Origin of the sequence: Streptomyces brevispora, from assembly GCF_007829885.1 — a bacterium.
Classification (GTDB): Bacteria; Actinomycetota; Actinomycetes; order Streptomycetales; family Streptomycetaceae; genus Streptomyces; species Streptomyces brevispora.
On the sequence record NZ_VIWW01000001.1, the window covers coordinates 5,291,895 to 5,313,865 of the forward strand.

The window sequence follows — 21,971 nt, forward strand, 5'->3', positions numbered from 1 at the left end:
CTAGGGGGTCCCCGGAAACGGACTCAGGCCGACAGGTACTTGTCGCTCGCGTAGACGGACTTGTACTCCAGGTAGGCATTGAGGCCTTCGGGCCCGAGCTCGCGGCCGATGCCGGAGTCCTTCATGCCCCCGAACGGCGAACCGAGGTCGAGGGTGTAGTAGTTCAGGCCGATCGTCCCGGTGCGCACCCGGCGGGCGACGGCCAGGGCCCGGTCCTCGTCGGCGCTCCAGAGGGAGCCGCCGAGCCCGTAGTTGCTGTCGTTGGCGATTCTGATGGCGTCCTCGTCGTCGTTGAACGGGATCACGGCCATGACCGGACCGAAGACCTCCTCGCGTGCAAGGCGGTCGTTGTTGTCGACGTCGGCGAAGACGGTGGGCTGCACGAACCAGCCCTGCTCCAGCCCCTCGGGCCGGCCACCGCCGGAGACGAGACGCGCATCGGAGTTCCGTGCCATGTCGATGTAGCCCAGCACACGGTCCAGTTGGTTGCGACTGGCCATTGGCCCGCAGGTCACGGACGGGTCGAGAGGATTGCCCAGGACCATGTCCGAGGTGTACTGCGCGAGGGCGTCGACGACTTCGTCGTAACGGGAACGTGCGACGAGGATACGGGCCTGAGTGGTGCACGTCTGGCTGTTGTTGAGGAAGCACGCGCCGTCCAGCCCGGCCAGGAACGTGTCCAGAACCCCGTCGTCGAGGAACACCGCAGCGGACTTCCCGCCCAGCTCGAGGGTGCTGCGGCGGATCAGGCGCCCGCACTCGGCGCCGATCGCGCGGCCGGCCTCGGTGGATCCGGTAAAGGCGATCTTGTCGACCAGCGGATGCGACACCAGCGCCGCTCCCGCGTCGCGGTCGCCGAGCACGATGTTGAGCACGCCGTCCGGCAGCCCCGCCTCCAGCGCGGCATCGGCGAACACGTACGAGTCCAGCGCCGTCTCCGGCGAGGGCTTCAGCACCACCGTGCAACCGGCCGCCAGCGCAGGGGCGATCTTGAATATGGCCAGGGCCTGCGGGAAGTTCCACGGAGTGATCGCGCCGACCACTCCGACCGGCTCCCGGCGCACGATGGTCGACCCTGCCTGGCTCGGCCGTACCTCTTCCAGTTCGAGGTTCTCCACCAGGTCCGCGTACATGCGGAGCAGGCCGGCCGGAGCACCACCGTTGAGCATGTGGGACAGCCCGATGGGCATGCCGTTCTCCCGGCTGACCAGCACGGCGGTCGACTCGGCCCGCTTCTCCAGGGCGTCGGCCATGCGCCGCATGACCGCGGCGCGCTCGGGGGCGGTGGTGCGTCCCCAGACGCCGTGGTCCAGGGCGTTGCGGGCGGCGAGCACGGCCGCGTCGACGTCCTGTTCGTCCGCCAGGGCGGCGCGGGCGAGAACATCACCCGTGGCGGCCTCCAGGGCCTGGTGAGAGCGGGCACCGTGTGGGGTGGCCCACCGCCCGTCGATGAAGAACCGCATACGGTCCTCGGGTGCTTCGAGTGAGGCGACAGAAGGCACAAGTCCTCCAACACGGACGATGATGGGAAGAGTGAAGCGGGGGAAGGCGGCGGAGGCCGGCAGTGGCCCCCCGCGTTCGCCAGCATGCGGAGGGTCTCCGCCCGAGGTAAAGACTCAAAAACTTGCACCCGGCCATGCGTGAGGTGGATGACGATCCAGCCAGCGGGAACTCCCGTACGTCCGGCAGCTGTTCATGACCGCGGGCAGGGGGCGGCAGCCGTGCCCGGGGACGGGCCGCACGCCGGTTCCTTCAGTTTGTGAGGGCACCATCCCCCACCGGGTGCTCCCGACAGGGCGCGGACGGCCACGCCGCGGACGTGGTGGCGTGACCCGCTGAGAAGCACGTAAGCACCGGGGCCGCCGCACAGGGGGTCGCTGCCGGCCGGGTCCGCCGACCGGCCGTGGCCGCACCGTCGACACCGCGTCCGGGACCGGGCGCGAGGGGGGCTGTCCCGGGGCCCATGCGGCAGGCGCATGAGCAGCCCCAACATCGTGTGTGTATACAGTCCATGGCTCCCCGGCCACCATGAGCCCACAACACACCAGCCGACCGCACGAGGACGTGGCCGTACTCCGGGCAGCCTCGCGCGGAGGCTGCGGAAGAGTTCGTGGCTGCGAGCGCCCTTGCGACCCAAGGGGCTCGAACCGTGTCCGGCCACCGGCCACGCCCCCCGGGCAGCAAGCCGTGACACGGGACGCGTCGCCGCCCCGGACGCCGTCCGTCCGACCGTCCGCCTTCCACGGGCGCCCCTGGACGCCTCCGGCCCAGGTCGGCACCCGTCACCGCGCCTGCGTAAGCCGGCCGTGGCTTCCGCCGCCCGTCGGCACGAGTCCGCCGCCCGGCCGCCGACCTGCCCGATGACGCCACCACCGGCCGGACCGCCCGGCAGCCAGGGGTGGCCCGTCGGACGGAAGCACCGTCACCCCAACCACTCCGCGACAGGGATACCCCTATGTCTGTTTCCCCGACTGCAACCGCCCACGACCGTGAGAGATCCGGTGAGGGCCCACGTACCCGGAGTTTCCTCGGCACACTGATCGCCGGCTGTCTGGCGGTCTTCGTGGCCCAGCTCGCCACGACGATACCCGCCACCCTCAACGGCCTGTTCCAGGCCGACCTGCAGCCTCTGGGATCCCAGCTCACGTGGATCACCGCGGCGTTCCTGCTGCCGATCGTCGTCCTGGAACTCACCTTCGGCGTGCTCGGTGACCTCTTCGGACGCCGCAGACTGCTGGTCGGCGGCGCCCTGCTGATGGTCGCCGGTGAGGTCGTCGCCGCGTCCGCACCCGACGTCATCCTCCTGTGCGTCGGCCAGGTCCTGTCCGGCATCGGCGCCGCGGCAGTCATCCCGACCTCGCTGACGGTGATCGCGGTCCGCACCGACGACGGCCCCCGGCGGGCACGTGTCATCGCCATCTGGGTCACCAGCCTGGCGGTCGGCAACACCCTCGCGCCCCTGCTCGGCGGCATCACCGCCAACTTCGGCAGCTGGCGCTGGTCGTTCGTCGTCCTTGCCGCCCTCGCCGCGCTCAGTGCTCTCGTCAGCGCCCTGTTCGCCGAGGAGTCCAGCGCCCCGGAGGGCCGGAAGCTGGACGTCCGGGGCCAGATCACGATCGCCGTCGCGCTGATCGCCCTGCTCTACGCCGTGGTCCAGGGACCTGCCGACGGCTGGGGCTCGCCGCTCATCGTCGTCGCGTTCGTCGTCGCGGCCGTGTTCCTGGCGCTGTTCGTCCGGATCGAGAACTCGGCCAAGGCGCCGCTGCTGCCGCTCGACATCTTCCGCAACCGCTCCTTCAGCATCGCCGCGGTCGTCGCCGTCGTCGGCATGTTCGCGTTCCTCGGCGCCGGTTATGCGACCAGCATGCGCATGGGCCCCCTCCAGCACCAGAGCCCGATGCGCATCGCGGTCGCATTCCTCGTGTCGAACTGCTGGGTCGCCGTTCTGACTCCGGTGACCGGACGCATGCTGACGCGACTGGCACCGCGCTGGGTCCTCGGTTTCGGCCTGGCCCTCATCTCGGCCGGCGGATTCTGGGCGGCCACCCTGCCCATCACCGACACCTCACTCCTGTCGATCACGCTGCCGCTCGGGCTGATCGGTATCGGGTTCGGCTTCACGGTCTCCTCCATCACCGCCACGGCCGTGAACACGGTGCCCGCGCACCTGGCGGGCATGGCCAGCGCCACCACCAGCCTGCTGCGCGACCTCGGCTTCGCCCTCGGTCCCGCCGTCGTCGGCGCCATCGCGCTCAGCCGCGCCGACTCCCTCTTCAGCACCGGCCTCGCGCAGGCCACGGACCTGAGCCCCGCCGCGCAGGCCGCCGCCGGACAGCTCGCCGAGGCGGCGGGCCCGCTGGCCGTCAACTCCGCTCCGGCCGGCTCGCCGCCTGCCGAGGCGGCGGGCCTGGCGCTCGAGTCGCTCAGCAACGGCTTCTCCACAGGCTACCTGGTGTGCGGTATCGCCGCTCTCCTGTGCTGCGTGCTCGTCGTCGGTGCCCTGCGCGACAAGACCGGGGGCGACGGAGCGGCAAGCACCCCGGACAGCGGGGAGACCAGTACTCCGGACAGTGGGGCGGCAGACGCTCCGGCCGAAGGGGCCGCCGTCTGACCGGCGGTTCCAGCGCGCCCGAACCGCTGCGGGGGTCTTGAAACGGACCCTGGGTCCTTCCGTTTCTCAGCTCCCCTATATCGATCCGACAAGGAGGAACCAGCATGCCGAAAAGCGATGTCCGCCAGACGCGACGCGTCGCCCTCTCCAGCTTCCTGGGCAGCACCGTGGAGTTCTACGACTTCCTGCTGTATGGGGCCGCTGCCTCACTGGTGTTCAACCAACTGTTCTTCACCCGCCTGACCCCCTTGGCAGGGACTCTGGCCTCCTTCGCCACGCTGGCGGTCGGATATCTCGCCCGGCCGCTGGGCGGCATCGTCTTCGGTCACTTCGGGGACCGGCTGGGCCGGAAATCGATGTTGGTGATCACGATGTCGCTGATGGGTGTGGCCAGCTTCTGCATCGGCCTGCTGCCCACCTACGACACCATCGGCGTCTGGGCACCCACACTGCTCGTCGTGCTGCGGCTGATACAGGGTGTGGCGGTCGGCGGGGAGTGGGGTGGCGCCGCGCTGATGGCGTTCGAGCACGCTCCCGCGCGCTGGCGCGGGCTCGCGGCGAGCTTTGCGAACATGGGCGGGCCGGCGGGTGCCGTGCTCGCTACCACGATGCTCGCGGCGTTCTCCGCGCTGCCGGAAGACGCGTTCCTCTCGTGGGGCTGGCGGGTGCCGTTCCTGTTCAGTGTGGTGCTGCTGGCGATCGGCCTGTTCGTACGGCTCCGCGTGGACGAGAGCCCAGCCTTCCAGGAGGCCGCACGCAGGGCCACCACGGCTCCCGAGAAGGAAGAGGTACCACTGCTGGCGGTGCTGCGGAGACACCCGAAGAACATCGTGCTGGCGGCCCTGGGCGGTTCCGCTCCGATTCTGATGCAGTCGCTGCTGGCGACGTTCATGCTGACCTACGCCATGGGCGTCGGATACGACCTCTCCACGGTGCTCGCCGCGCAGACCGCGTCGGCCGCCCTCCACATCCTGACCATCCCGGCCTACGCGGCCCTGTCCGACCGGGTCGGCCGCAAGACCGTGATGATCGGTGGCGCCGTCGGCTCGGCGATCGCCGCGTACCCGTTGTTCGCACTCGTCGACAGCGGCTCGGTAACCGCGCTCTATGTCGCGTACGTGATCGGGAATCCGCTGCTCCAGGCAGCCATGTACGGGCCGATGGCCGCGTTCGTGAGCGAGATGTTCGGTACCCGTGCCCGATACACGGGCGCGTCCCTGGGGTACCAGCTCGCCACCACTCTGGGTGGCGGCCTGGCGCCCCTGGCGGCGACCGCGCTCCTGGCAGGCGCGGGTAACGGCACGGACCCCACTCCCGTCGTCCTCTTCCTCGTGGGTGTATGCCTCCTCAGCGCCGTCGCTATCGCGCTGACCCGGGAGACGAACCGGTCCGACCTTGAGGACGCCGCGTTCCCGGACCCAGTCGCGATTGCCGAAGCCCCGTGAAGGGAATCGACGAGCACCTGCTTCCGGCTACTGGCCGGAAGCAGGTGTCGATCCCGCCTGCCACCCGCGAAACGGGCCTCGGGAGGTAACTCCGCTTCCGAAAGTTGATCACTGGTCGACCACTGTCGGCGGTCTCCGAAAAGATTTCGAAGACCGCCGACACGAGGAGGCCGGTGCGCTCCTGGTGGTTGACGCGTCGACCGTGTGCAGCTGCGCTGTGATGTAGCGGGTCGGCTAGGCGAGGACCGTGGCTCCTGCAGGTGCTGGCGTTGCCGTAGCTGCGGGCGCCGTGGAGGTCTCGCGTTTGAGGGTGTCCTTGTAGAGAACCTCATCCGCCCAGGTGGGAGGCGGTGGACCGTTTCCGTGGGGCCTCGCGGGCGGCGCTCACGCCAAGACGCTCGTGCTGACGCCGATCAGCACGGCAACGTGATCACTCGTGCTGGTGCGACTGAGCCACCGGGACAAAGGCATCAGATCACGGTGCTGGAGAAGCAACTGAGTAAGTACAGGCCGCGGTCGATGCGGTCGACCGAGCGTTCCCGGCGGCGCTGCTGCACCAGCTCCCGATGGACATACTGCGTCGGGTGTCGCTGCTGGTACGTCGGAGACGGTGATGCGCTGGCACCGAGCACCAACATGCCGCTTTACCAGGACGGACGAGGTTTCTGGCAAGACAGGCCTGCGCTGAGCGCTGGCCCTCGGCTGGCGATTCCGGAGGTGGCGGGCGAGGCATTTGGTGTGGGCGAGACCTCCGTTTTTCTCCTTGTCGTCCGGCAGGGAGAGACACGTGTCCTTCAGGACAGGCGGCCGAGTGTTCCCAGATTCCGACGATCGGGTCCGTCGCCGTCAGCATGCGTATGCGGCTTAGTGGGAGTAAAGGCCCAGGAACTTCGCACCGACGATGCACCATTTGCATAACGAGCCGCCGGGTCCGTGGAAAATGGACAGGATCCGCGGCCCTGGACTTGGGTTTTGCGGGAATTTCCGACCAAGTGCGATACGCCTATTGAGCAAACTATGCACTGGAAGTATGGTTTCGGCCAGTGAGCCGCAAGACTTGGAGAGCCATGGAGCTGCGCGAACTGGAGTGGTTCAATACCCTCGCCGAAACCGAGAACATGACGGCTGCCTCCGCGCGGTTGAACATCAGCCAGCCGACCCTGTCACGGGCCCTGGGCCGACTCGAGCGCAAACTCGGCGTGAAACTCTTCGACCGGCGCCAGAACAGGCTGCGGCTCAATCGATACGGTGCGGTCTTCCAGGCGCACGCCATGCGGGCCATGAACGAACTCGCCAAGGGAGAAGAACGGATCGCCACGATGGTCGATCCGGACCAGGGCCAGGTGTCCCTCGGCTTTCTGAACTCCTTCGGGGAGTGGCTGGTCCCGGACCTGGTGAACCGCTACCGGGAACTGACCCCGCGTGCGGTTTTCGAGCTGCGCGGCGGCGCGTCCGACGCGGTGGCGGACGACGTACGGCAGGGCCGCATCGACATCGGCTTCGTGGCTCCGGAGCCGGCCGCGGAGGACCTGGACTGGATTCCACTCGGCAGCCAGAGACTGTGCGTAGGGGTTCCCGAGGGCCACCGGTTCGCCGAACGCGAGTCCGTCACGCTCGCCGACCTGGAGGACGAGCCGATGGTCTCGCTCAAGGTCGGTTACGGCCTGCGGCACATCACCGAACGCCTTTGCCGACAGGCTGGGTTCACCCCGCGGTTCGTCATCGAGGTCACGGAGCTGTACACCCTGCCCCCGTTCGTCGCGGCCGGATGGGGCGTCGCCGTCGTTCCCGAACCGCAGCCGGGACAGCAGACACTGACTCCTGTCATCCTCATCGACGACCCTTCCGCGGTCCGGCCCTACGGAATGCTGACGCGCCAGGGCGGGCCTGCCGGGCAGGCCGCGCGTCGCTTCCTGGCATTCGCGGCGGCGCAGTCGAAACGCACGGGACTCGCTCAGGAGGCCGTCCCGCAGGCCGCCGGTGCCGCGGAGCGGCCCGGCTGACGAGCGGGCAACGGGAACGAAGTGGTGAAGGCACACAGCCGGGGACGGCTGTGTGCCTTTGCCGTGTCAGGGGCCGCATGGCCCGGATGGTCCGCATCTACCCTCCGTCCGGAAAGGCCGGCCACGACGGTGAGTCCGGCGGCACCACCGGGAGGCGGGAACCCCGCGAGGGACTGCCGCCCGATCGGGCGGCAGTCCCTCGCGGGGCGGAACATGTTTCAGGAGGCGCTGCGGTCGGCCATGTCCACGAATCCGCCCTGCAGGAAGATCAGCGGGGGGTTGGGAGCGCGCAGCTCCATCGCCTCGACACGGCCGACGACCTGATAGTGATCACCAATCAGATCGATCTTGGCCCGGGTGCATTCCAGGGTCACGATGGCATCCGACAGCAGCGGGACGCCGAGGCCGGACATGTGCCAGTCCACCCCTTCGAAACGGTCCTGGGAGCGGCGGGAGAAGGCCCGGCACAGCTCGCTCTGGGCATGCCCCAGGATGCTCACGCCGAAGTGGTCGGCCGCGTACAGGTGGGGCCAGGTCGACGATGCCTGATCGACGAAGAAGGCGATCAGCGGTGGGTCGAGGGAGACCGAGGTGAACGATCCGACGGTCATGCCCACCGGTCGTCCCGAGCGGCCGGTGGCGGTCACCACGGCCACGCTGGTGGGGACGTGCCCGAGGACACGCCGGTAGGCTGCCGCGTCGTCGATCGCCACGCGGCCGCTCGCGATGGGGGAAGTCTCAGTCATGGCAGGCATGTCACAGCTCGATCAGGTGGTCGTTGTTGCCCAGGAGTATGCGGCCGTAAGCCTCGCGGCCGATGCCCGAGGTGACGTGCGCGTGCCGGTTCGCGATCTCCGAGTCGCGCCAGATCCGGCTGATGACGTTGCTCTCCGCGAACGAGCCGGAGCCGTTGGCCGTCAGCAGGAAGCCGATGGCTTCCTTGCACAGGTCTGCGATGACGCCCGTGTCGTTGCGGATCCGGGCGCGGGTCTCCACGTCCGGACGCCGGCCCTCGGCGCTCGCCGTGTCGATGTCGTGTGCGACACGCTGCATGGCCAGTTCGGCGAGGTGGAGCTTGGTCGCGGCGCCGGCCACGTTGAGCTGGTGGGTGGGGGACAGGCGGGCCTGGCGGTAGGCCGTGTTCGTCACCGGCTTGTCACCCAGCTTGGCGCGGGTGATCTCGAGCGCGTGGCGGGCCATCCCGAGCTGAGGGGCGGCGAGGATGATCGACGCCACCGAGCCGAAGGGCCAGGTGGCAACCCTGTCCTCACGGTGTGAGGACAGCAGTTCGCCGTTGAACATGTTGTGCATGGGCTGGATCCGGTGGTCCGGGACGAACTGGTTGTCCACGACCACGGTGTCGCTGCCCGTGCCCTTGAGGCCGGTCACGAACCAGGAGGGCTCGATCCGGCAGGCGTCACGGGCGAAGAGCGCCATGGAGACCGGGTTCTCGTCGGGATTTTCACGCGGGATCAGGAGTCCCAGGGTGACCCAGTCCGCGGCGAAGGAACCTGAGGAGTACGGCCAGCGGCCGCTCACCACGTAGCCGCCCTCCACACGCTCGACCTGCGCGGTGGGGGCGAACGTGCCCGAGACGCGGGCGCGCGGGTTCGCACCGAAGACGTCCTGCTGGGCCTGGTCGGGGAAGGTGGACGCATAGCCGGCGGCCGACGAGAGCAGCGTGGTCACCCAGCCGGTGGAGCCGTCTCCGCGCGAGACCTCGGCCAGTGTCTCGAAGATCGTCGCTGCCGAAGCCTCCAGGCCGCCCAGGCGGGCGGGCACGAACAGTCGGAAGAGGTCGGCCCTGTCCAGCTCTTTGATCACCTCGGGCGCGATTCTTCTGCCCTCGGCGCCCTGATCGGCGTATTCGCGGATCACTGGCACCAGAGCCGTGGCGCGGGAGACGATCTCCGGATCCGGCCCAATGGTCGTGCGTGATCCGAGAATTGATTGTGTCACGGCTTCCTCCACAATGTGCGACGAGGCTGATGTCCGGGTAACGCCGGTCACCCAGCAGCATGCGGACTGATGGCGGCCCAGGGAAAGACCAGGAAGTTGGTGATGGCCATGTAATAGGCACATGGCATGGTGCGCCGCCCGTAAATCCAGGGGCACGGGCGTTATACGGGAAACGCATTACCGGGCGAATCTTTGCGTCATTGATGTGTGCGTTTCCCTGGGACACGCTGTGCGCAGCAGGTCACACCGACCTGTGCGGCTGCCGATGGTTCAGCCGGCGGAACGTCCTGGAGGAGTCCGGTGCTTTCAACGCAAGGGACGGAGACGAAGGTCGCCGTGGTGACCGGCGGAGCCGAAGGGCTCGGCGCCGAGATCGCGCACCGTCTCGCAAGCGAGGGGTTCGAGATCGCGCTGTTCGACCTCAACGGCGAGGGCCTCGAGTCCACAGCCGCCGCTATCCGCTCCGCGTTCCCCGGGCTTCGGGTACTGACCGTCGAGGCGGACCTCACGGACGCCGCACTCGTCTCGGACGCCTTCGCCGAGGTGGAACGTCACTTCGGCCGGGTCGATGTGCTGGTCAACTCGGCCGGAGGTAGCGGCACCAAGTCCGTCCACGACATCGAAGACCTCACGCCGGACATGTGGTCGAGGGTCCTGGACGCCAATGTGACCAGCGCGTTCCTGTGCAGCAGGATGGCGGTGCCGCTGATGCGCCGAAACGGCTTCGGACGCATCGTCAACTTCTCCTCGGCGGTGGCCGACGGCCTTGCCGGGCCTTCGGGCACGGTCGGAGCGCGCCTGCCGTACGCGGCGTCGAAGGCTGCGATCAACGGGTTCACGAAGCAGCTCGCGAAGGATCTGGGCAGCAGCGGCATCACGGTCAACGCGGTCTCGCCGGGACTGATTTTGCCGGAGTACGGCCGCGTGCGGCGCGTGTTCGAGGCGCTGCCGGAGGAGGCCCGGGCGGCCACCCGCACGGCGATCCCGGCGGGACGTACCGGCACCGGTGCAGAGATCGCCGGCACCGTCGCCTACCTCGTTTCCGCAGAGGCGGGGTTCACCTCCGGCTGCATTCTCAATGTCGACGGCGCTGCGTGAGCCGGGAGGAATGAAGATGCAGAACTACCCGCTGGTGCTGGTCCCCGCGCTCGGCGCGGACGAGCGCCTCTGGCAACCCGTCGTCGAGCGACTGTCCGGACACGTCGAATGCCAGGTGATCCGGGGCGAAGGCGCCTCGATCAAGGCGATGGCCGACAGTGTGCTGGAGAAGGCTCCGGAGGAGTTCCACCTCGCCGGTATTTCGATGGGCGGATACGTCTCGCTCGATGTCGTACTGCGCAACACCGGCCGGGTCCAGGGCCTCGCGCTGCTCAATTCCTCCGCAATCGCCGCGGAGCCGAAGCGCCGGGAGAACTCGCTGAAGGCCATCGCACTGGCGGAGTCCGGCGAGTTCGAGAAGGCGGCCGACCTGATCGCGGGCGCTGTGGCGCCCAACCGGCCCGACATCACCGCATTGGCAGGTCGGATGGTCCGCTCCCTGGGCGTGGAGGTCTTCAAGGACCAACAGCTGGCGGTCGCCGAGCGACTCGACCGGCGTCAGGAGCTGTCCACGATCGCTGTGCCGACGATGGTCCTGGTGGGAGACAGCGACGCGATCACCCCGCCGCACCTGGGTCAGGAGGTCGCCTCCGGGATTCCCGGCGCGCAACTGGTGACGCTCGAGGGCGTGGGGCACTTCTCCGCCCTCGAGGATCCCGACGGGGTCGTCTCCGCACTGCTCGGGTGGCTGCCGCGGAACGAAGGAGAGTGAGTCGCAGATGAAGTTCATCCATGAGACGCTCCCGCAGCGCGTCGTCTTCGCCCCCGGCGAAGCCCCGTCGGCCGTGGCGGCCGAGGTCGGGGCGCTCGGTGGCACGAAGGTGATGCTGATCGCCTCGGAGCAGGAGGCGGTCCTGGCCGCCCCGATCGCCGCGGCGGTTCCGGTCGCGTTGCGCCACGAAGACGTCGTGATGCATGTGCCGGTCGAGGTGGCCGCCCGCGCCCGTCAGGCCGCTGCCTCCTGCGGGGCGGATGTGATCGTCACGGTGGGGGGCGGCTCGACCACCGGACTGGGCAAGGCGGTGGCACTGACCACGGGACTGCCCGTCGTCGCGGTGCCGACGACGTACGCCGGCAGCGAGGCGACCGACGTGTGGGGTCTGACCGAGGGCGAGACCAAGCGCACCGGGGCCGACCCGAAGGTACTGCCGCGCTCCATCGTCTACGACGCCCACCTCCTCACGACCCTGCCCGGCGAGCTGACCGTGTCCAGCGGTCTGAACGCGCTGGCCCACTGCGTGGACTCGATGTGGGGGCCCCGCGCGGACCCCATCGACCGGGTGCTGGCACAGGAGGGCATCCACGGCCTCGCCGCGGGGTTGCCGCAGGTGGCGGGCGACTCGGCGTCGATCGAAGGGATCGAGAAGACGCTGTACGGCGCCTACCTGGCAGCGGTCGCGTTCGCCTCCGCCGGCTCGGGCCTGCACCACAAGATCTGCCATGTGCTCGGCGGCATGTTCAACCTGCCGCACGCACAGACCCACGCGGTCGTACTTCCGTACGTGCTGGCCTTCAACGCTCCTTACGCGCCTGAGGCCGAATCCCGGATAGCCCACGCGTTCGGCTCGGCGACGGCACGGGAGGGGCTGGCTGCACTGCGCGACGCCCTGGGCGCGCCACGGGCGTTGAGGGACTACGGCATGCCCGCCGACGGCATCGCCAAGGCCGTCGGCCCCATTCTGAAGGCCGTCCCGGCCAACAACCCCGCGCCGGTGACTCCGGCGGACATCACCGCCCTGCTGCAGGCAGCATGGTCCGGAGAGGAGCCGGCATGACCGGCACCGGCGAGTCCTCGGCCACCGAGGGCGTCGGCGTGGAGCAGAGCCGGCGCGAGGAAGAGCTGATCGAGCGCGTGGTGCGCTCCTTCGACACCTGTGCCGATCCGCGGCTCAAGGAGCTCATGACCGCGCTCGTCCAGCACGTCCACGCCTTCATCCGGGAAACGCGCCTGACCGGGGCCGAATGGAACAAGGCGATCGAGTTCCTCACGGCCACCGGCCACATCACCGATGACAAACGGCAGGAGTTCATCCTGCTCTCCGACGTGCTCGGCGCTTCGATGCAGACCATCGCGGTCAACAACGAGATCTACCGGAATGCCACCGAGGCGACCGTGTGGGGCCCGTTCTTCGTCGAGGGCTCCCCGGAGATCCCGCTGGGCGGCGACATGTCGTTCGGCGCGGTCGGGCAGCCGTGCTGGGTCGAGGGCACCGTCACCGACACCGACGGCACCCCGGTTCCCGGCGCGCTGGTGGAGGTGTGGGAGGCCGACGAGGACGGCCTGTACGACGTGCAGTACACGGACGACCGCACTGCCGCACGCGCCCACTTCTACACCGACGATCAGGGCAGCTACCGCTTCTGGGGCATCACGCCGACCCCGTACCCGATTCCGCACGACGGCCCGGTCGGACGGCTGCTGCAGGCCGTCGGCCGGTCCCCGATGCGCACTTCCCACCTGCATTTCCTCGTTCGCGTACCCGGCTACCGGGAGCTGGTCACGCACATCTTCGTGCGCGGTGACGAACTCCTCGACAAGGACAGCGTTTTCGGCGTGAAGGAGTCGCTGGTCAAGGACTTCGAGGAACAGCCGGCCGGAACACCCACGCCGGACGGCAGGGTCGTCGACGGCACCTGGTCGAAGGTCCGCTTCGACATCGTGCTCGCGCCGGCCGAGGCCTGAGCAAGCGATCCGCCCGGGGCCGGCACCCCGGGCACGAACGAAATGACAAAGGAGTCTCTCGCCATGATCAAAGTGACAGTCGATTTCGACCGGTGCGATGCCAACGGCACGTGTGCCGCACTGATGCCGGACGTGTTCCGCATCGGTGACGAAGGCCTGCTCGAGCAGCTGACGACCGAGGTGGACCCCGGGCGTGAGGCCGAGCTCGAAGAGGTCATCATGTGCTGCCCCGTCGGTGCGATCGCCCGCGGATGACTGCCGTGACTCCCATGAACGCGACAGCGACTTTTGATCCGTTCTCGCCCGACGCCGGCACGCACCAGGGCGGTGCGCTCGACGGCCATGCCCTCGTACAGGGCGACTACGGCACCGCCGTCCTTGGCTACGACCTGGCCTCCAAGGTGTTGCGCGACAAGCGGTTCCAGAACTCCGCGCTGCGGCTGATGGAGGAGTTCGGCATCACCGCCGGCCCCGTCCACGACTTCCGGGCCCGCAGCATCATCATGCTGGAGGGCGACCCGCACCTTCGCCTGCGTGTGCCGCTCGCCCGCTTCATGAGCCCGGTGACGGTCAGGAACACACGCGACGTGCTTCGCTGGATCGTGGAGTCGATCAACGCCGATCTCGACGACTCGGCGCCCGTCGACTTCTACCGGGGCGTCGCCCAGCGCATCCCGTCGCTGGTCTACTGTCACCTCGCGGGCGCGCCCGCGAGCGACGCGCCCCAGGTGCAGAGCCTGTCCGAGCGCACGCTGTCACTGCTCACCAGAGACCGCAGCCTGACCCCGGTGATCGTGGAGGCCTACGACGAGCTCTTCGCCTACCTCGCCGGCCTCATCGCCAGGAAGCGAGCCGAGGGGCTGGGCGACGACATGCTGTCGTACCTCATCTCCCTCGGCGACGAAGGCAAGCTGACCGAGCAGGAGGTTCTGACCGAGGCGACCTCGATGCTCGAGGCGAGCTCCGTCAACACCGCGCACCAGGTCGGCCTGGTCGTCTGGACCCTGCTGCGTGACCGCGAGGCCTGGCAGCGGATCGTCGCCGATCCGGAGCTGATACCCGCAGCGGTCGTCGAGAGCCTGCGGCTCTTCCCGCGCACCGGCGTGGTGAGCAAGATTGCCGTCGAGGACGTCGAACTGGAAGGCACCGTCATCCCCGAGGGTAGCGACGTGCACGTGGCGGTCTGGTCCGCCAACCGTGACCCGGAGAGGTTCGAGCGCCCCGAGGAGTTCGACCTCGACCGGGAGCGCAACCAGCCGCTCACCTTCAGCACCGGTTCCCATAACTGCCTGGGGCAGGGGCTGGCCAAGGCCGAGATGGAAGAGGTGGTGCGCCACCTGGCCGAGCACTACCCGGACGCCCGGGTCGTCGAGGACGCCACACGTATCGGCCAGGCGGGCGGCCGGTGGCTCGTCGACAGACTCACCATCCACCTGAAGCCGTGAGGGGCCGGACAAATGACCAGGAGCACATCCTCGTTGACGGAGACGTTCGCCGCTCACTGGGCGGACATCGCCTTCCAGGACCTGCCCGACGACGTGGTCGTGGGAGTCAAGGACCACATCCTCGACACGCTCGCCGTCGCGATGCTCGGTGCGACCACCGCCGAGGCGACCAGTGTGATCGACGCGCTGGCGGGGATCCAGGACACCGCGTCGGGCTCTCTCGTGTGGGGCACCGGCATCAGGCTCACGCCTGCCCAGGCAGCCCTCGCCAACGGCACGTCGGCGCACGCTCGCGACTTCGACGACGGAGGCGGGCCCGGACACGCCGGCTCGACCGTGCTGCCGGCCGCGATCGCCACGGCCGAGGCGGCGGGTGCCTCCGGACGTGACCTCATCACGGCCACCGTCGCCGGGTACGACATCGGCTACCGCGCCCTGGGGGCCCTGGGCGGTTTCGCCGCGCACACCGACCGCGGCTGGCATTCCAGCGGCACGATGGGCAGTATCGCCGCGGCTGCCGCGGCTGCGAAGTCCCTCGGGCTGGACGCGCAGCAGTTCGCCGATGCGCTCGGCATCGCCGGCTCCTTCACGGGCGGCGTGTGGGCCTTCAAGGACGACGGGGCGATGACCAAGCGACTCCACCCCGGGAAGGCCGGCGAGACGGGCGTGGACGCGGCCGTCCTCGCTCGTGGGGGAATCACCGGTCCCCGTCGGCTCTTCGAGGCGAAGTGGGGCGGACTGTTCGCCGCCTACAACGGCGGGGAGGGGTTCCCCGATGCGGCGCTGAAGGACCTGGGCACCGACTTCAATGTCGCGAGTTCCTACCTCAAGCCGTACGCGTGCTGCCGAGGTTGCCACTCGGCCATCGACACGGTGATGGACCTGCTGGCCTCGCGGCCGATCCAGGCGGAGGACGTGCGGAGCGTGCGCATCACCGCGGGCGAGACGGCGATCAACATGCTGTCGGTCGACCCGGTGGAGACCGTGTTCGACGCCCAGTTCAGCCTTCCGTACTCGGTCGCCCTGGCGCTGTGCGGTGGCCGGCTCGGCCTGGACGAGTACGAGCCGCCCCGGGTCGACGAGCCGCGCATCAAGGAGACGATGGACAAGATCTCCCTGCACGTCGACGCGCGTATCCAACTCGAGGACGGCCCTCGCTTCGACATCGAGTTTATGGACGGTGAAGTGCTCACCCGCGAGGCGGGCAACCCGACCACGGCCAAGGGTTCGGCGCAGAACCCGATGTCCCACGAGGAAGTCGTCGCCAAGGCAAGGGCCCTGATCGAGCCGCTCGGCGCCGGTACGGCCGCGCAACTCATCGACGCGGTGGAGCACCTCGAGGACGCGCCCGATCTCTCGGAACTCCTGCACGCCCTGCGTGCACGGGCATGAACGGACACGCATGGGCATGAACGGAACGGATGGCATGACGAATCAGGAAACGGTCGAGCGCACCGAGGTGATCGCCGCCGAGCCGGCCGAGGCGCTGGCAGCGATGCTCGATCTCGACATCCCCCACAAGGCCGGGGACCGCGTGCTGCCCTTGTGGCACTGGATCTACCTGCTCGAGCGCAGCCGGGAGAGCGAACTGGGTGAGGACGGGCACCCGGTCGTGGGCATCCCGGCGCCCCCGGGCCCGGGTTGTCGGCGCATGTTCGGCGGCGGGCGGGTCACGGCCCACGGGCTCCTCGAGATCGGCAAGCCGGCGACCAAGGTGACCTCCGTCGCCCGGTCCGTCGACAAGCAGGGACGTACCGGTCTGCTGACCTTCACGACGGTCGCTCAGGAGATCTTCCAAAACGGGCAGTTGGTGATCCGCGAGGAGCAGGACATCGCCTACCGTGCCCCGGGCTCGAACGCCCTGCCGACGCCCCCGGCGCCGCCCGAGCCCCCGGCCGGCCCGCAACTGCGGCTCTCCGTCGACGAGCGGATGCTGTTCCGGTTCTCGGCGCTGACGTACAACGCCCACCGGATCCACTACGACCTGGACTGGTGCCGTCAGGAAGGCTACGACGGGCTGGTGATCCACGGCCCGCTCCTCGCCTTTATGATGGGCGAGCACATGCGCCGCGAGGGCATCGACCTGGTCGGCCGGACCTTCGGCTACCGCCTGGTCTCGCCGATGACCAAGGCGCAGACCTTCTCGGTCGTGCCGGGCCCGGACGGCCTCGTCCAGGGCGCCGAGGCACGCAGCGCCGCCGGGACGGTGTGCGCCGTGAGCACCGTGACGGAGGCGTGAGGCCATGACCGTGCGCGTATCCGACATCGTGGTCGTCGGCGGCTCCGTCGCCGCTCTCCGCGCCGCGGAGACCGTCGCCCGCCAGGCACCGCACCTCAGCCTCACGGTGGTCAGCGACGAGGCCCATGTGCCGCACGAGCGTCCACCGCTGTCCAAGGTGGGGCTCGAGGAACCCTTCGACCGCGAGGCGCTGACCTACCCGGCGGTGGCACGCCTGCGTGAGCAGGGCGTCACCTTCGTGCTCAACACCCGGGCCGAGGGCCTTGACGTGGCGAACCGCCAACTGCTGACCACGGCCGGCTCCCTGGAATACGGTGCCCTGGTGGCGGCCACCGGATGCGAGCCATTCGTGCCGCCGGTGTTCGCCGGTCAGCCCGACGTGTTCACGCTGCGCCGCTATGAGGACGCGGTCGGGCTGCGCGCGGCGGTGTTGCGGCCGGGCGTACACGTCGCCGTCGTCGGCGCGGGATTCATCGGCGGGGAGTTCGCGGCCACCCTGGCCAAGGCCGGCCGCCGGGTCACCGTGATCGACCTGGCGAAGCAGCCGCTGGGCCGGTTCGGCGAGGCTGTCGCGCAGGAGTACCAGGCCCTGCACCGGGCCGCCGGCGTCCAACTGCGGTTCGGCGCGGCCGTGACCGGTCTCGGCGAGGACGGGGGCCGGCGGTTCCTACTGCTCGACGACGATTCGCGGGTGCCGGCGGACGTCATCCTGGTCGGGGTCGGCGTACGGCCGTCGACGGCCTGGCTGGAGGAGTCCGGGGTCCTGCTCGACAACGGCATCATCTGCGATGCGACGCTCAAGGCGGCCGAGCGGGTCTTCGCCGCCGGTGACGCCGTGCGCTGGCCCAATCCGCGTTGGGGCGCCACGATGCGGATCGAGCACTGGACCAACGCCGCCGAGCAGGGGCGCGTGGCCGGCATCAACGCCGTCAACACCATCTCGGGCGAGGGCTTGGTCGCCTGCGGCAGCGTGCCCTACTTCTGGTCCGACCAGCACGGTGTCCGCATCCAGTTCGCCGGCTACCGCACCGGAACAGAGGAGATCGTCGAAGACCGGAACACCGACGGGCTTCTCGTCGTCTACCGCACGGGCGATCTCGTCACGGGTGTGCTGGCCTTCGAACGCCGGGCCCAGTTCGTGAAGCTCCGCGCCATGCTCCGCAACGAACTGCCTTGGCAGCAGGCCCGGGCGGTCCTCACTCCCGGACCGGCTCCGGTCGGCTGAGGAGACCTCAGCCGGACGCCTCCGCCCCATGATCCTGGCCGTCAGGTGCAGGCAGGGGCGTCCTCGGCGTAGGCCTCGAACGTCCGGCGGGCTTCACGGTCTCGGCAATCCTCCGGCATTCGCAACGGCGCGGAAAAGCCGACAATCCCGATTCCATGCGCGAAGTGAATCGCCCGGGCACATAGGTGGCATTGGCGTTCGGTCCCATTCTCGTTCATCGTGAAGCGCGGGATTCCGAAGCCGAAATCCCCGAAAAAAATAAGGAATTGTGGAGGCTGACGGTGAGCGAAGAGCAACAGGTCGTGGTGGTCGGCGCGGGACCGACAGGGCTCCTGACCGCACTCGGCCTCGCCCAGCAGGGAGGCGAGGTCACTGTCGTCGAACGTGCCCCCGGTCTTCAGGACGCGCCCCGGGCGATCGTCTACCACTGGTCGACCCTGGACGGCCTCGACCGGCTCGGCCTCTTCGAGGCGGCCCGGACGGCAGGCTTCCTCAAGCAGGATTACGCCTACCGAGTGCGCAGGACCGGCGAGATCGTCGAGTACGGACTCCAGCCCCTCGCGGGCCGGGTCAAGCACCCGTACAACCTTCACCTCGGCCAAGGGGCACTCGCCCGCATCATTCTCGACGAGGTGGAGAAGTTCCCCAACGTCCGTGTCCTGTGGGGCCATGAGCTGGTAGGCGTCTCCCAGGACGAGTCGGGCGCCGACCTGCGCCTGAGCTCGGACGCCGGCGAGACCACGCTCCGCGCTCCCTGGGTGGTCGGCGCGGACGGCGCACGCTCGGCGGTCCGCGGCGCGCTGGAACTCGGGTTCGACGGTATGACCTGGCCGGAGCGGTTCGTGGCCGCCAACATCCGCTTCCCCGACGACCGGGAGGGCTGGGCCCAGTCGACGTTCTGCGTCGACGAGAAGTATGGCGCCATCATCGCCAAGATCGACGAATCCGGTGAGCACGGCCTGTGGCGCTACACCTACATGGAGGACGCCGCGCTCCCCGCCGAGACGGTGACCGAGCGCCTGCCGGGGTTCCTGGCGAAGGTCTTCGGCGAGGACGTCGCGGAAAACGTCGAGCTGGACGCCATCTCGCCCTACCGGATGCACCAGCGCAGCGCGTCGACCTACCGCGCCGGCCGGGTGCTGCTGGCCGGTGACGCGGCGCACGCCACGAACCCGTGCGGCGGACTGGGCCTGACCATGGGCCTCTTCGACGCGTACGCGCTGATCGAGACGCTCGGCGCGGTCGTCGTGAAGGGCGTCGACGACACCGTCCTTACCAGTTACGCCGATGCCCGCCGCGCGGCCTTCGTCGACAAGGCGAGCCCGCGCGCCACCGCCAACAAGCAACTCATCTTCCACTCCGGCGACCCCGCGAAGCTCGACCAGGACCTGGAGGTCTTCCGCCGGATGACTCGCGAGCCCGAACTCGCCGCCGATGTCATGTACTTCACCAAGACGCTGGAAAGCCCCTCCCTCCTCGCCCGCTGAGCCCCCGGCCCCTTCTCCAGGAGCACGCACATGCATCCCCTCCAAGACCTGACCGTCGTCGCGCTCGAACAGGCGGTGGCCGCCCCGTTCGCCACCCGGCAGCTCGCCGATCTGGGCGCCCGGGTCATCAAGATCGAGCGGCCGGGAGTCGGTGACTTCGCCCGCGGCTACGACGAGACCGTGCGCGGTCTCGCCAGCCACTTCGTCTGGCTCAACCGCTCCAAGGAATCGGTCTGCCTCGACCTCAAGAGCGAGGACGGCCAGGCGGCCGTCCGCGAACTGATCCGGCACGCCGACGTCTTCGTCCAGAACCTCGCGCCCGGCGCAGCCGAGCGGCTGGGCCTGGGCGCGGACGAACTGCGAGCCGTGAACCCGGGACTCATCCACGTGTCGATCTCCGGATACGGCGCAGGGGGCCCGTACTCCGGCAAGAAGGCCTACGACCTCCTCGTGCAGTGCGAGGCGGGACTGGTCTCGATCACGGGCACCGAGGAGGAACCTTCCAAGGTCGGCATCTCCATCGCCGACATCGCGTCAGGCATGTACGCCTACACGGGGATCCTGACCGCGGTCATCCGACGCCAGCAGAGCGGGGAGGGCGCGACCATCGAGATCTCCATGCTCGAGGCGCTCGCCGAGTGGATGGGCTACCCGCTCAACTACGCCGCCTACGGCGGCACCGCGCCCGCCCGTACCGGCGCCCGCCACGCCGCCATCTACCCGTACGGCCCGTTCCGCTGCGGAGACGGCAGTCTGATCTTCCTCGGCCTCCAGAACGAACGCGAATGGCGCGTGTTCTGCGAGGAGATCCTCGGCAAGCCGGAGCTGGCCGAGGACCCGCGGTACCTGCGCAACTCCTTGCGTGTGGAGAACGCGGGCGACCTGCGCGATGAGATCGAGCGGGCCTTCCTCGGCAGCACGGCGCCCGATGTCGCGGCGAAGCTGGAGCAGGCGGGCATAGCCAACGCCCTCCTGCGGGACATGCACGGGCTCGCCGCCCACCCGCAGCTGAAGGCGCGAGGCCGGTGGAAGACGTACGAGTCGCCCAAGGGAACACTGCGGGCGCTGGTGCCGCCCGTCACGATGGACGGTCTCGACCCGGTCATGGGGCCCGTTCCCGACGTCGGTGAGCACACCACCGCCGTGCTCGCCGAATTCGGCATCGTGGCCGCAGCCGAGCAGGCCCGGGCGTGAGGAGCAGCGACATGGCCGGACTGACGGCGCCGGAAGCGAGCGATGTGCTGCGATCGGCCGTCTCCTTCCTCTTCGTGCCGGGTGATCGCCCCGAGCGGTTCGCCAAGGCGGCCGCGACCGGGGCGGACGTCGTCGTCATCGACCTGGAGGACGCCGTAGCCGAGGAACGCAGGGACAGCGCCCGCGAAGCCGTCGCGGCGTACCTTGCGTCCGGCGGCCGCGCCTGCGTCCGGGTCAACGCGGTCACCAGCCCGCACCACCATCGCGACCTGGCTGCGCTCGCGGACCTGCCGGGCCTGCTCGCGGTGATGCTCGCCAAGGCCGACACCCGCTCCTCGGCGGCGTCGGTCGCGAGCCTCATGGACGTCCCCGTGATCCCGCTCATCGAGTCGGCGGAGGGAGTGGCGCATGCGTACGAGCTGGCGGCCACCCCCGGCGTCGTCCGGCTGGCCTTCGGGCACCTCGACTATGCGCTCGACATCGGAGCGGAGCCGACCTGGCCGGCGATGCTCCACGCCCGGTCGAGGCTGGTGCATGCCTCACGGCTGGCGGGTCTCCCGGGGCCGGTCGACGGCGTGACCACCGCCTTGGACGACGAGCAGGCCCTGGCCGACGACCTGAAGCGAGCGCAGGAAGTGGGCCTCGCGGGCAAGCTCCTGATCCACCCCCGGCAGGTGGCGCAGACCCAAGCCGCGTTCCGGCCGAGCACGGAGGCCGTCGGCTGGGCCCGGAGTGTGCTGGCGGCCGCCGGCGGGGGCGAGGCGGTCCGCGTCGACGGGCACATGGTCGACGCGCCGGTCCTCGCCCGGGCCGAGGCGATCCTGCGCAGGGCCGAAGACGTCAGCGGGCCATGAGCAGGATCTGCTCGCGGTCGTACGTCAAATGAGGGTGGACCGCGCGCAGGTGGGCCTGGACCGCGGCCACCAGGGTGTCGTCGTCCGTCCCCTCGAGCAGTTCGCCGCAGGGGCATTCAAGGTATTTCTTCCGCTGCTTTTCCATGGCATTCAACATTAGCGGTGGAAGGACGTGCGCGGATGGTTCCGGCCACTTCTTTTCATGCGAGTTCTGCATCGGTGCACGCA

At 69.3% G+C, this 21,971-nt stretch carries 19 protein-coding genes; 15 read left to right on the forward strand and 4 right to left on the reverse strand.

Going from position 1 to position 21,971, the window contains the following annotated elements; genetic code table 11:
* Positions 1-23 precede the first annotated feature (23 nt).
* Positions 24-1,463 (reverse strand): aldehyde dehydrogenase, encoded by a 1,440-nt coding sequence (locus tag FHX80_RS24565; RefSeq protein ID WP_145767472.1) that lies wholly within the window; start codon positions 1,461-1,463, stop codon positions 24-26.
* Between the two features lie 992 nt (positions 1,464-2,455).
* On the opposite strand from FHX80_RS24565, the gene FHX80_RS24570 reads away from it, so the two are divergent.
* From FHX80_RS24570 to FHX80_RS24580, 3 genes are all read left to right on the forward strand, one after another.
* Complete coding sequence (locus tag FHX80_RS24570) at positions 2,456-4,111, forward strand: MFS transporter (protein WP_145766184.1); 1,656 nt, start codon at positions 2,456-2,458, stop codon at positions 4,109-4,111.
* Positions 4,112-4,215: 104 nt separating this feature from the next.
* Positions 4,216-5,556: an MFS transporter gene (locus FHX80_RS24575; RefSeq protein ID WP_145766185.1), complete on the forward strand. Its 1,341-nt coding sequence runs from the start codon at positions 4,216-4,218 to the stop codon at positions 5,554-5,556.
* 1,043 nt (positions 5,557-6,599) lie between these two features.
* Complete coding sequence (locus tag FHX80_RS24580) at positions 6,600-7,559, forward strand: LysR family transcriptional regulator (RefSeq protein WP_244318415.1); 960 nt, start codon at positions 6,600-6,602, stop codon at positions 7,557-7,559.
* Between the two features lie 218 nt (positions 7,560-7,777).
* Here the strand turns inward: FHX80_RS24580 and FHX80_RS24585 are convergent, their stop codons facing one another.
* A complete protein-coding gene (locus tag FHX80_RS24585) occupies positions 7,778-8,305 on the reverse strand; it encodes a flavin reductase family protein (protein ID WP_145766186.1) in 528 nt (175 codons plus the stop codon).
* 10 nt (positions 8,306-8,315) lie between these two features.
* Positions 8,316-9,518: an acyl-CoA dehydrogenase family protein gene (locus FHX80_RS24590; protein WP_244318416.1), complete on the reverse strand. Its 1,203-nt coding sequence runs from the start codon at positions 9,516-9,518 to the stop codon at positions 8,316-8,318.
* 300 nt (positions 9,519-9,818) lie between these two features.
* Between FHX80_RS24590 and FHX80_RS24595 the strand changes: the two genes are divergently transcribed.
* From FHX80_RS24595 to FHX80_RS24650, 12 genes are all read left to right on the forward strand, one after another.
* Positions 9,819-10,616, forward strand: a complete 798-nt coding sequence (locus FHX80_RS24595) for an SDR family NAD(P)-dependent oxidoreductase (RefSeq protein ID WP_145766187.1) — start codon at positions 9,819-9,821, stop codon at positions 10,614-10,616.
* 16 nt (positions 10,617-10,632) lie between these two features.
* Positions 10,633-11,328: an alpha/beta fold hydrolase gene (locus tag FHX80_RS24600; RefSeq protein ID WP_244318418.1), complete on the forward strand. Its 696-nt coding sequence runs from the start codon at positions 10,633-10,635 to the stop codon at positions 11,326-11,328.
* A 7-nt stretch (positions 11,329-11,335) separates the two neighbouring features.
* Positions 11,336-12,391 (forward strand): maleylacetate reductase, encoded by a 1,056-nt coding sequence (locus tag FHX80_RS24605; protein ID WP_145766188.1) that lies wholly within the window; start codon positions 11,336-11,338, stop codon positions 12,389-12,391.
* The gene (locus FHX80_RS24610; RefSeq protein ID WP_145766189.1) at positions 12,388-13,299 is read left to right on the forward strand and encodes an intradiol ring-cleavage dioxygenase; all 912 of its coding nucleotides are present in this window, start codon (positions 12,388-12,390) and stop codon (positions 13,297-13,299) included. Before FHX80_RS24605 ends, FHX80_RS24610 begins: the two co-directional genes overlap by 4 nt.
* A gap of 63 nt (positions 13,300-13,362) precedes the next feature.
* A complete protein-coding gene (locus tag FHX80_RS24615) occupies positions 13,363-13,554 on the forward strand; it encodes a ferredoxin (RefSeq protein ID WP_145766190.1) in 192 nt (63 codons plus the stop codon).
* Positions 13,555-13,568: 14 nt separating this feature from the next.
* Positions 13,569-14,744 carry a cytochrome P450 gene (locus FHX80_RS24620; protein WP_145766191.1) on the forward strand — a complete coding sequence of 392 codons (1,176 nt, stop codon included), beginning with the start codon at positions 13,569-13,571 and terminating at the stop codon, positions 14,742-14,744.
* Between the two features lie 12 nt (positions 14,745-14,756).
* Positions 14,757-16,136 carry an MmgE/PrpD family protein gene (locus FHX80_RS24625; RefSeq protein ID WP_145766192.1) on the forward strand — a complete coding sequence of 460 codons (1,380 nt, stop codon included), beginning with the start codon at positions 14,757-14,759 and terminating at the stop codon, positions 16,134-16,136.
* A 34-nt stretch (positions 16,137-16,170) separates the two neighbouring features.
* On the forward strand, positions 16,171-16,983 hold the full coding sequence (locus tag FHX80_RS24630; RefSeq protein ID WP_145766193.1) for an HTD2 family dehydratase: 813 nt from the start codon (positions 16,171-16,173) through the stop codon (positions 16,981-16,983).
* A 4-nt stretch (positions 16,984-16,987) separates the two neighbouring features.
* Complete coding sequence (locus FHX80_RS24635; RefSeq protein WP_145766194.1) at positions 16,988-18,208, forward strand: NAD(P)/FAD-dependent oxidoreductase; 1,221 nt, start codon at positions 16,988-16,990, stop codon at positions 18,206-18,208.
* Positions 18,209-18,489: 281 nt separating this feature from the next.
* Positions 18,490-19,695 (forward strand): FAD-dependent oxidoreductase, encoded by a 1,206-nt coding sequence (locus FHX80_RS24640; protein WP_145766195.1) that lies wholly within the window; start codon positions 18,490-18,492, stop codon positions 19,693-19,695.
* Between the two features lie 30 nt (positions 19,696-19,725).
* A complete protein-coding gene (locus FHX80_RS24645) occupies positions 19,726-20,889 on the forward strand; it encodes a CaiB/BaiF CoA transferase family protein (RefSeq protein ID WP_145766196.1) in 1,164 nt (387 codons plus the stop codon).
* A gap of 11 nt (positions 20,890-20,900) precedes the next feature.
* Positions 20,901-21,743, forward strand: a complete 843-nt coding sequence (locus tag FHX80_RS24650; RefSeq protein WP_145766197.1) for an HpcH/HpaI aldolase/citrate lyase family protein — start codon at positions 20,901-20,903, stop codon at positions 21,741-21,743.
* Here FHX80_RS24650 and FHX80_RS24655 read toward each other — a convergent pair.
* Positions 21,730-21,888, reverse strand: a complete 159-nt coding sequence (locus tag FHX80_RS24655) for a DUF1059 domain-containing protein (RefSeq protein WP_145766198.1) — start codon at positions 21,886-21,888, stop codon at positions 21,730-21,732. The genes FHX80_RS24650 and FHX80_RS24655 overlap by 14 nt on opposite strands.
* Positions 21,889-21,971 lie beyond the last annotated feature (83 nt).

What these genes read in the sequence shown, in the direction of transcription:
- FHX80_RS24565 (WP_145767472.1), bottom strand. Translation starts at nt 1,463, where the DNA reads ATGCGGTTCTTCATCGACGGGCGGTGGGCCACCCCACACGGTGCCCGC.
- FHX80_RS24570 (WP_145766184.1), top strand. Translation starts at nt 2,456, where the DNA reads ATGTCTGTTTCCCCGACTGCAACCGCCCACGACCGTGAGAGATCCGGT.
- FHX80_RS24575 (WP_145766185.1), top strand. Translation starts at nt 4,216, where the DNA reads ATGCCGAAAAGCGATGTCCGCCAGACGCGACGCGTCGCCCTCTCCAGC.
- FHX80_RS24585 (WP_145766186.1), bottom strand. Translation starts at nt 8,305, where the DNA reads ATGACTGAGACTTCCCCCATCGCGAGCGGCCGCGTGGCGATCGACGAC.
- FHX80_RS24600 (WP_244318418.1), top strand. Translation starts at nt 10,633, where the DNA reads ATGCAGAACTACCCGCTGGTGCTGGTCCCCGCGCTCGGCGCGGACGAG.
- FHX80_RS24605 (WP_145766188.1), top strand. Translation starts at nt 11,336, where the DNA reads ATGAAGTTCATCCATGAGACGCTCCCGCAGCGCGTCGTCTTCGCCCCC.
- FHX80_RS24610 (WP_145766189.1), top strand. Translation starts at nt 12,388, where the DNA reads ATGACCGGCACCGGCGAGTCCTCGGCCACCGAGGGCGTCGGCGTGGAG.
- FHX80_RS24615 (WP_145766190.1), top strand. Translation starts at nt 13,363, where the DNA reads ATGATCAAAGTGACAGTCGATTTCGACCGGTGCGATGCCAACGGCACG.
- FHX80_RS24620 (WP_145766191.1), top strand. Translation starts at nt 13,569, where the DNA reads ATGAACGCGACAGCGACTTTTGATCCGTTCTCGCCCGACGCCGGCACG.
- FHX80_RS24625 (WP_145766192.1), top strand. Translation starts at nt 14,757, where the DNA reads ATGACCAGGAGCACATCCTCGTTGACGGAGACGTTCGCCGCTCACTGG.
- FHX80_RS24630 (WP_145766193.1), top strand. Translation starts at nt 16,171, where the DNA reads ATGACGAATCAGGAAACGGTCGAGCGCACCGAGGTGATCGCCGCCGAG.
- FHX80_RS24635 (WP_145766194.1), top strand. Translation starts at nt 16,988, where the DNA reads ATGACCGTGCGCGTATCCGACATCGTGGTCGTCGGCGGCTCCGTCGCC.
- FHX80_RS24645 (WP_145766196.1), top strand. Translation starts at nt 19,726, where the DNA reads ATGCATCCCCTCCAAGACCTGACCGTCGTCGCGCTCGAACAGGCGGTG.
- FHX80_RS24650 (WP_145766197.1), top strand. Translation starts at nt 20,901, where the DNA reads ATGGCCGGACTGACGGCGCCGGAAGCGAGCGATGTGCTGCGATCGGCC.
- FHX80_RS24655 (WP_145766198.1), bottom strand. Translation starts at nt 21,888, where the DNA reads ATGGAAAAGCAGCGGAAGAAATACCTTGAATGCCCCTGCGGCGAACTG.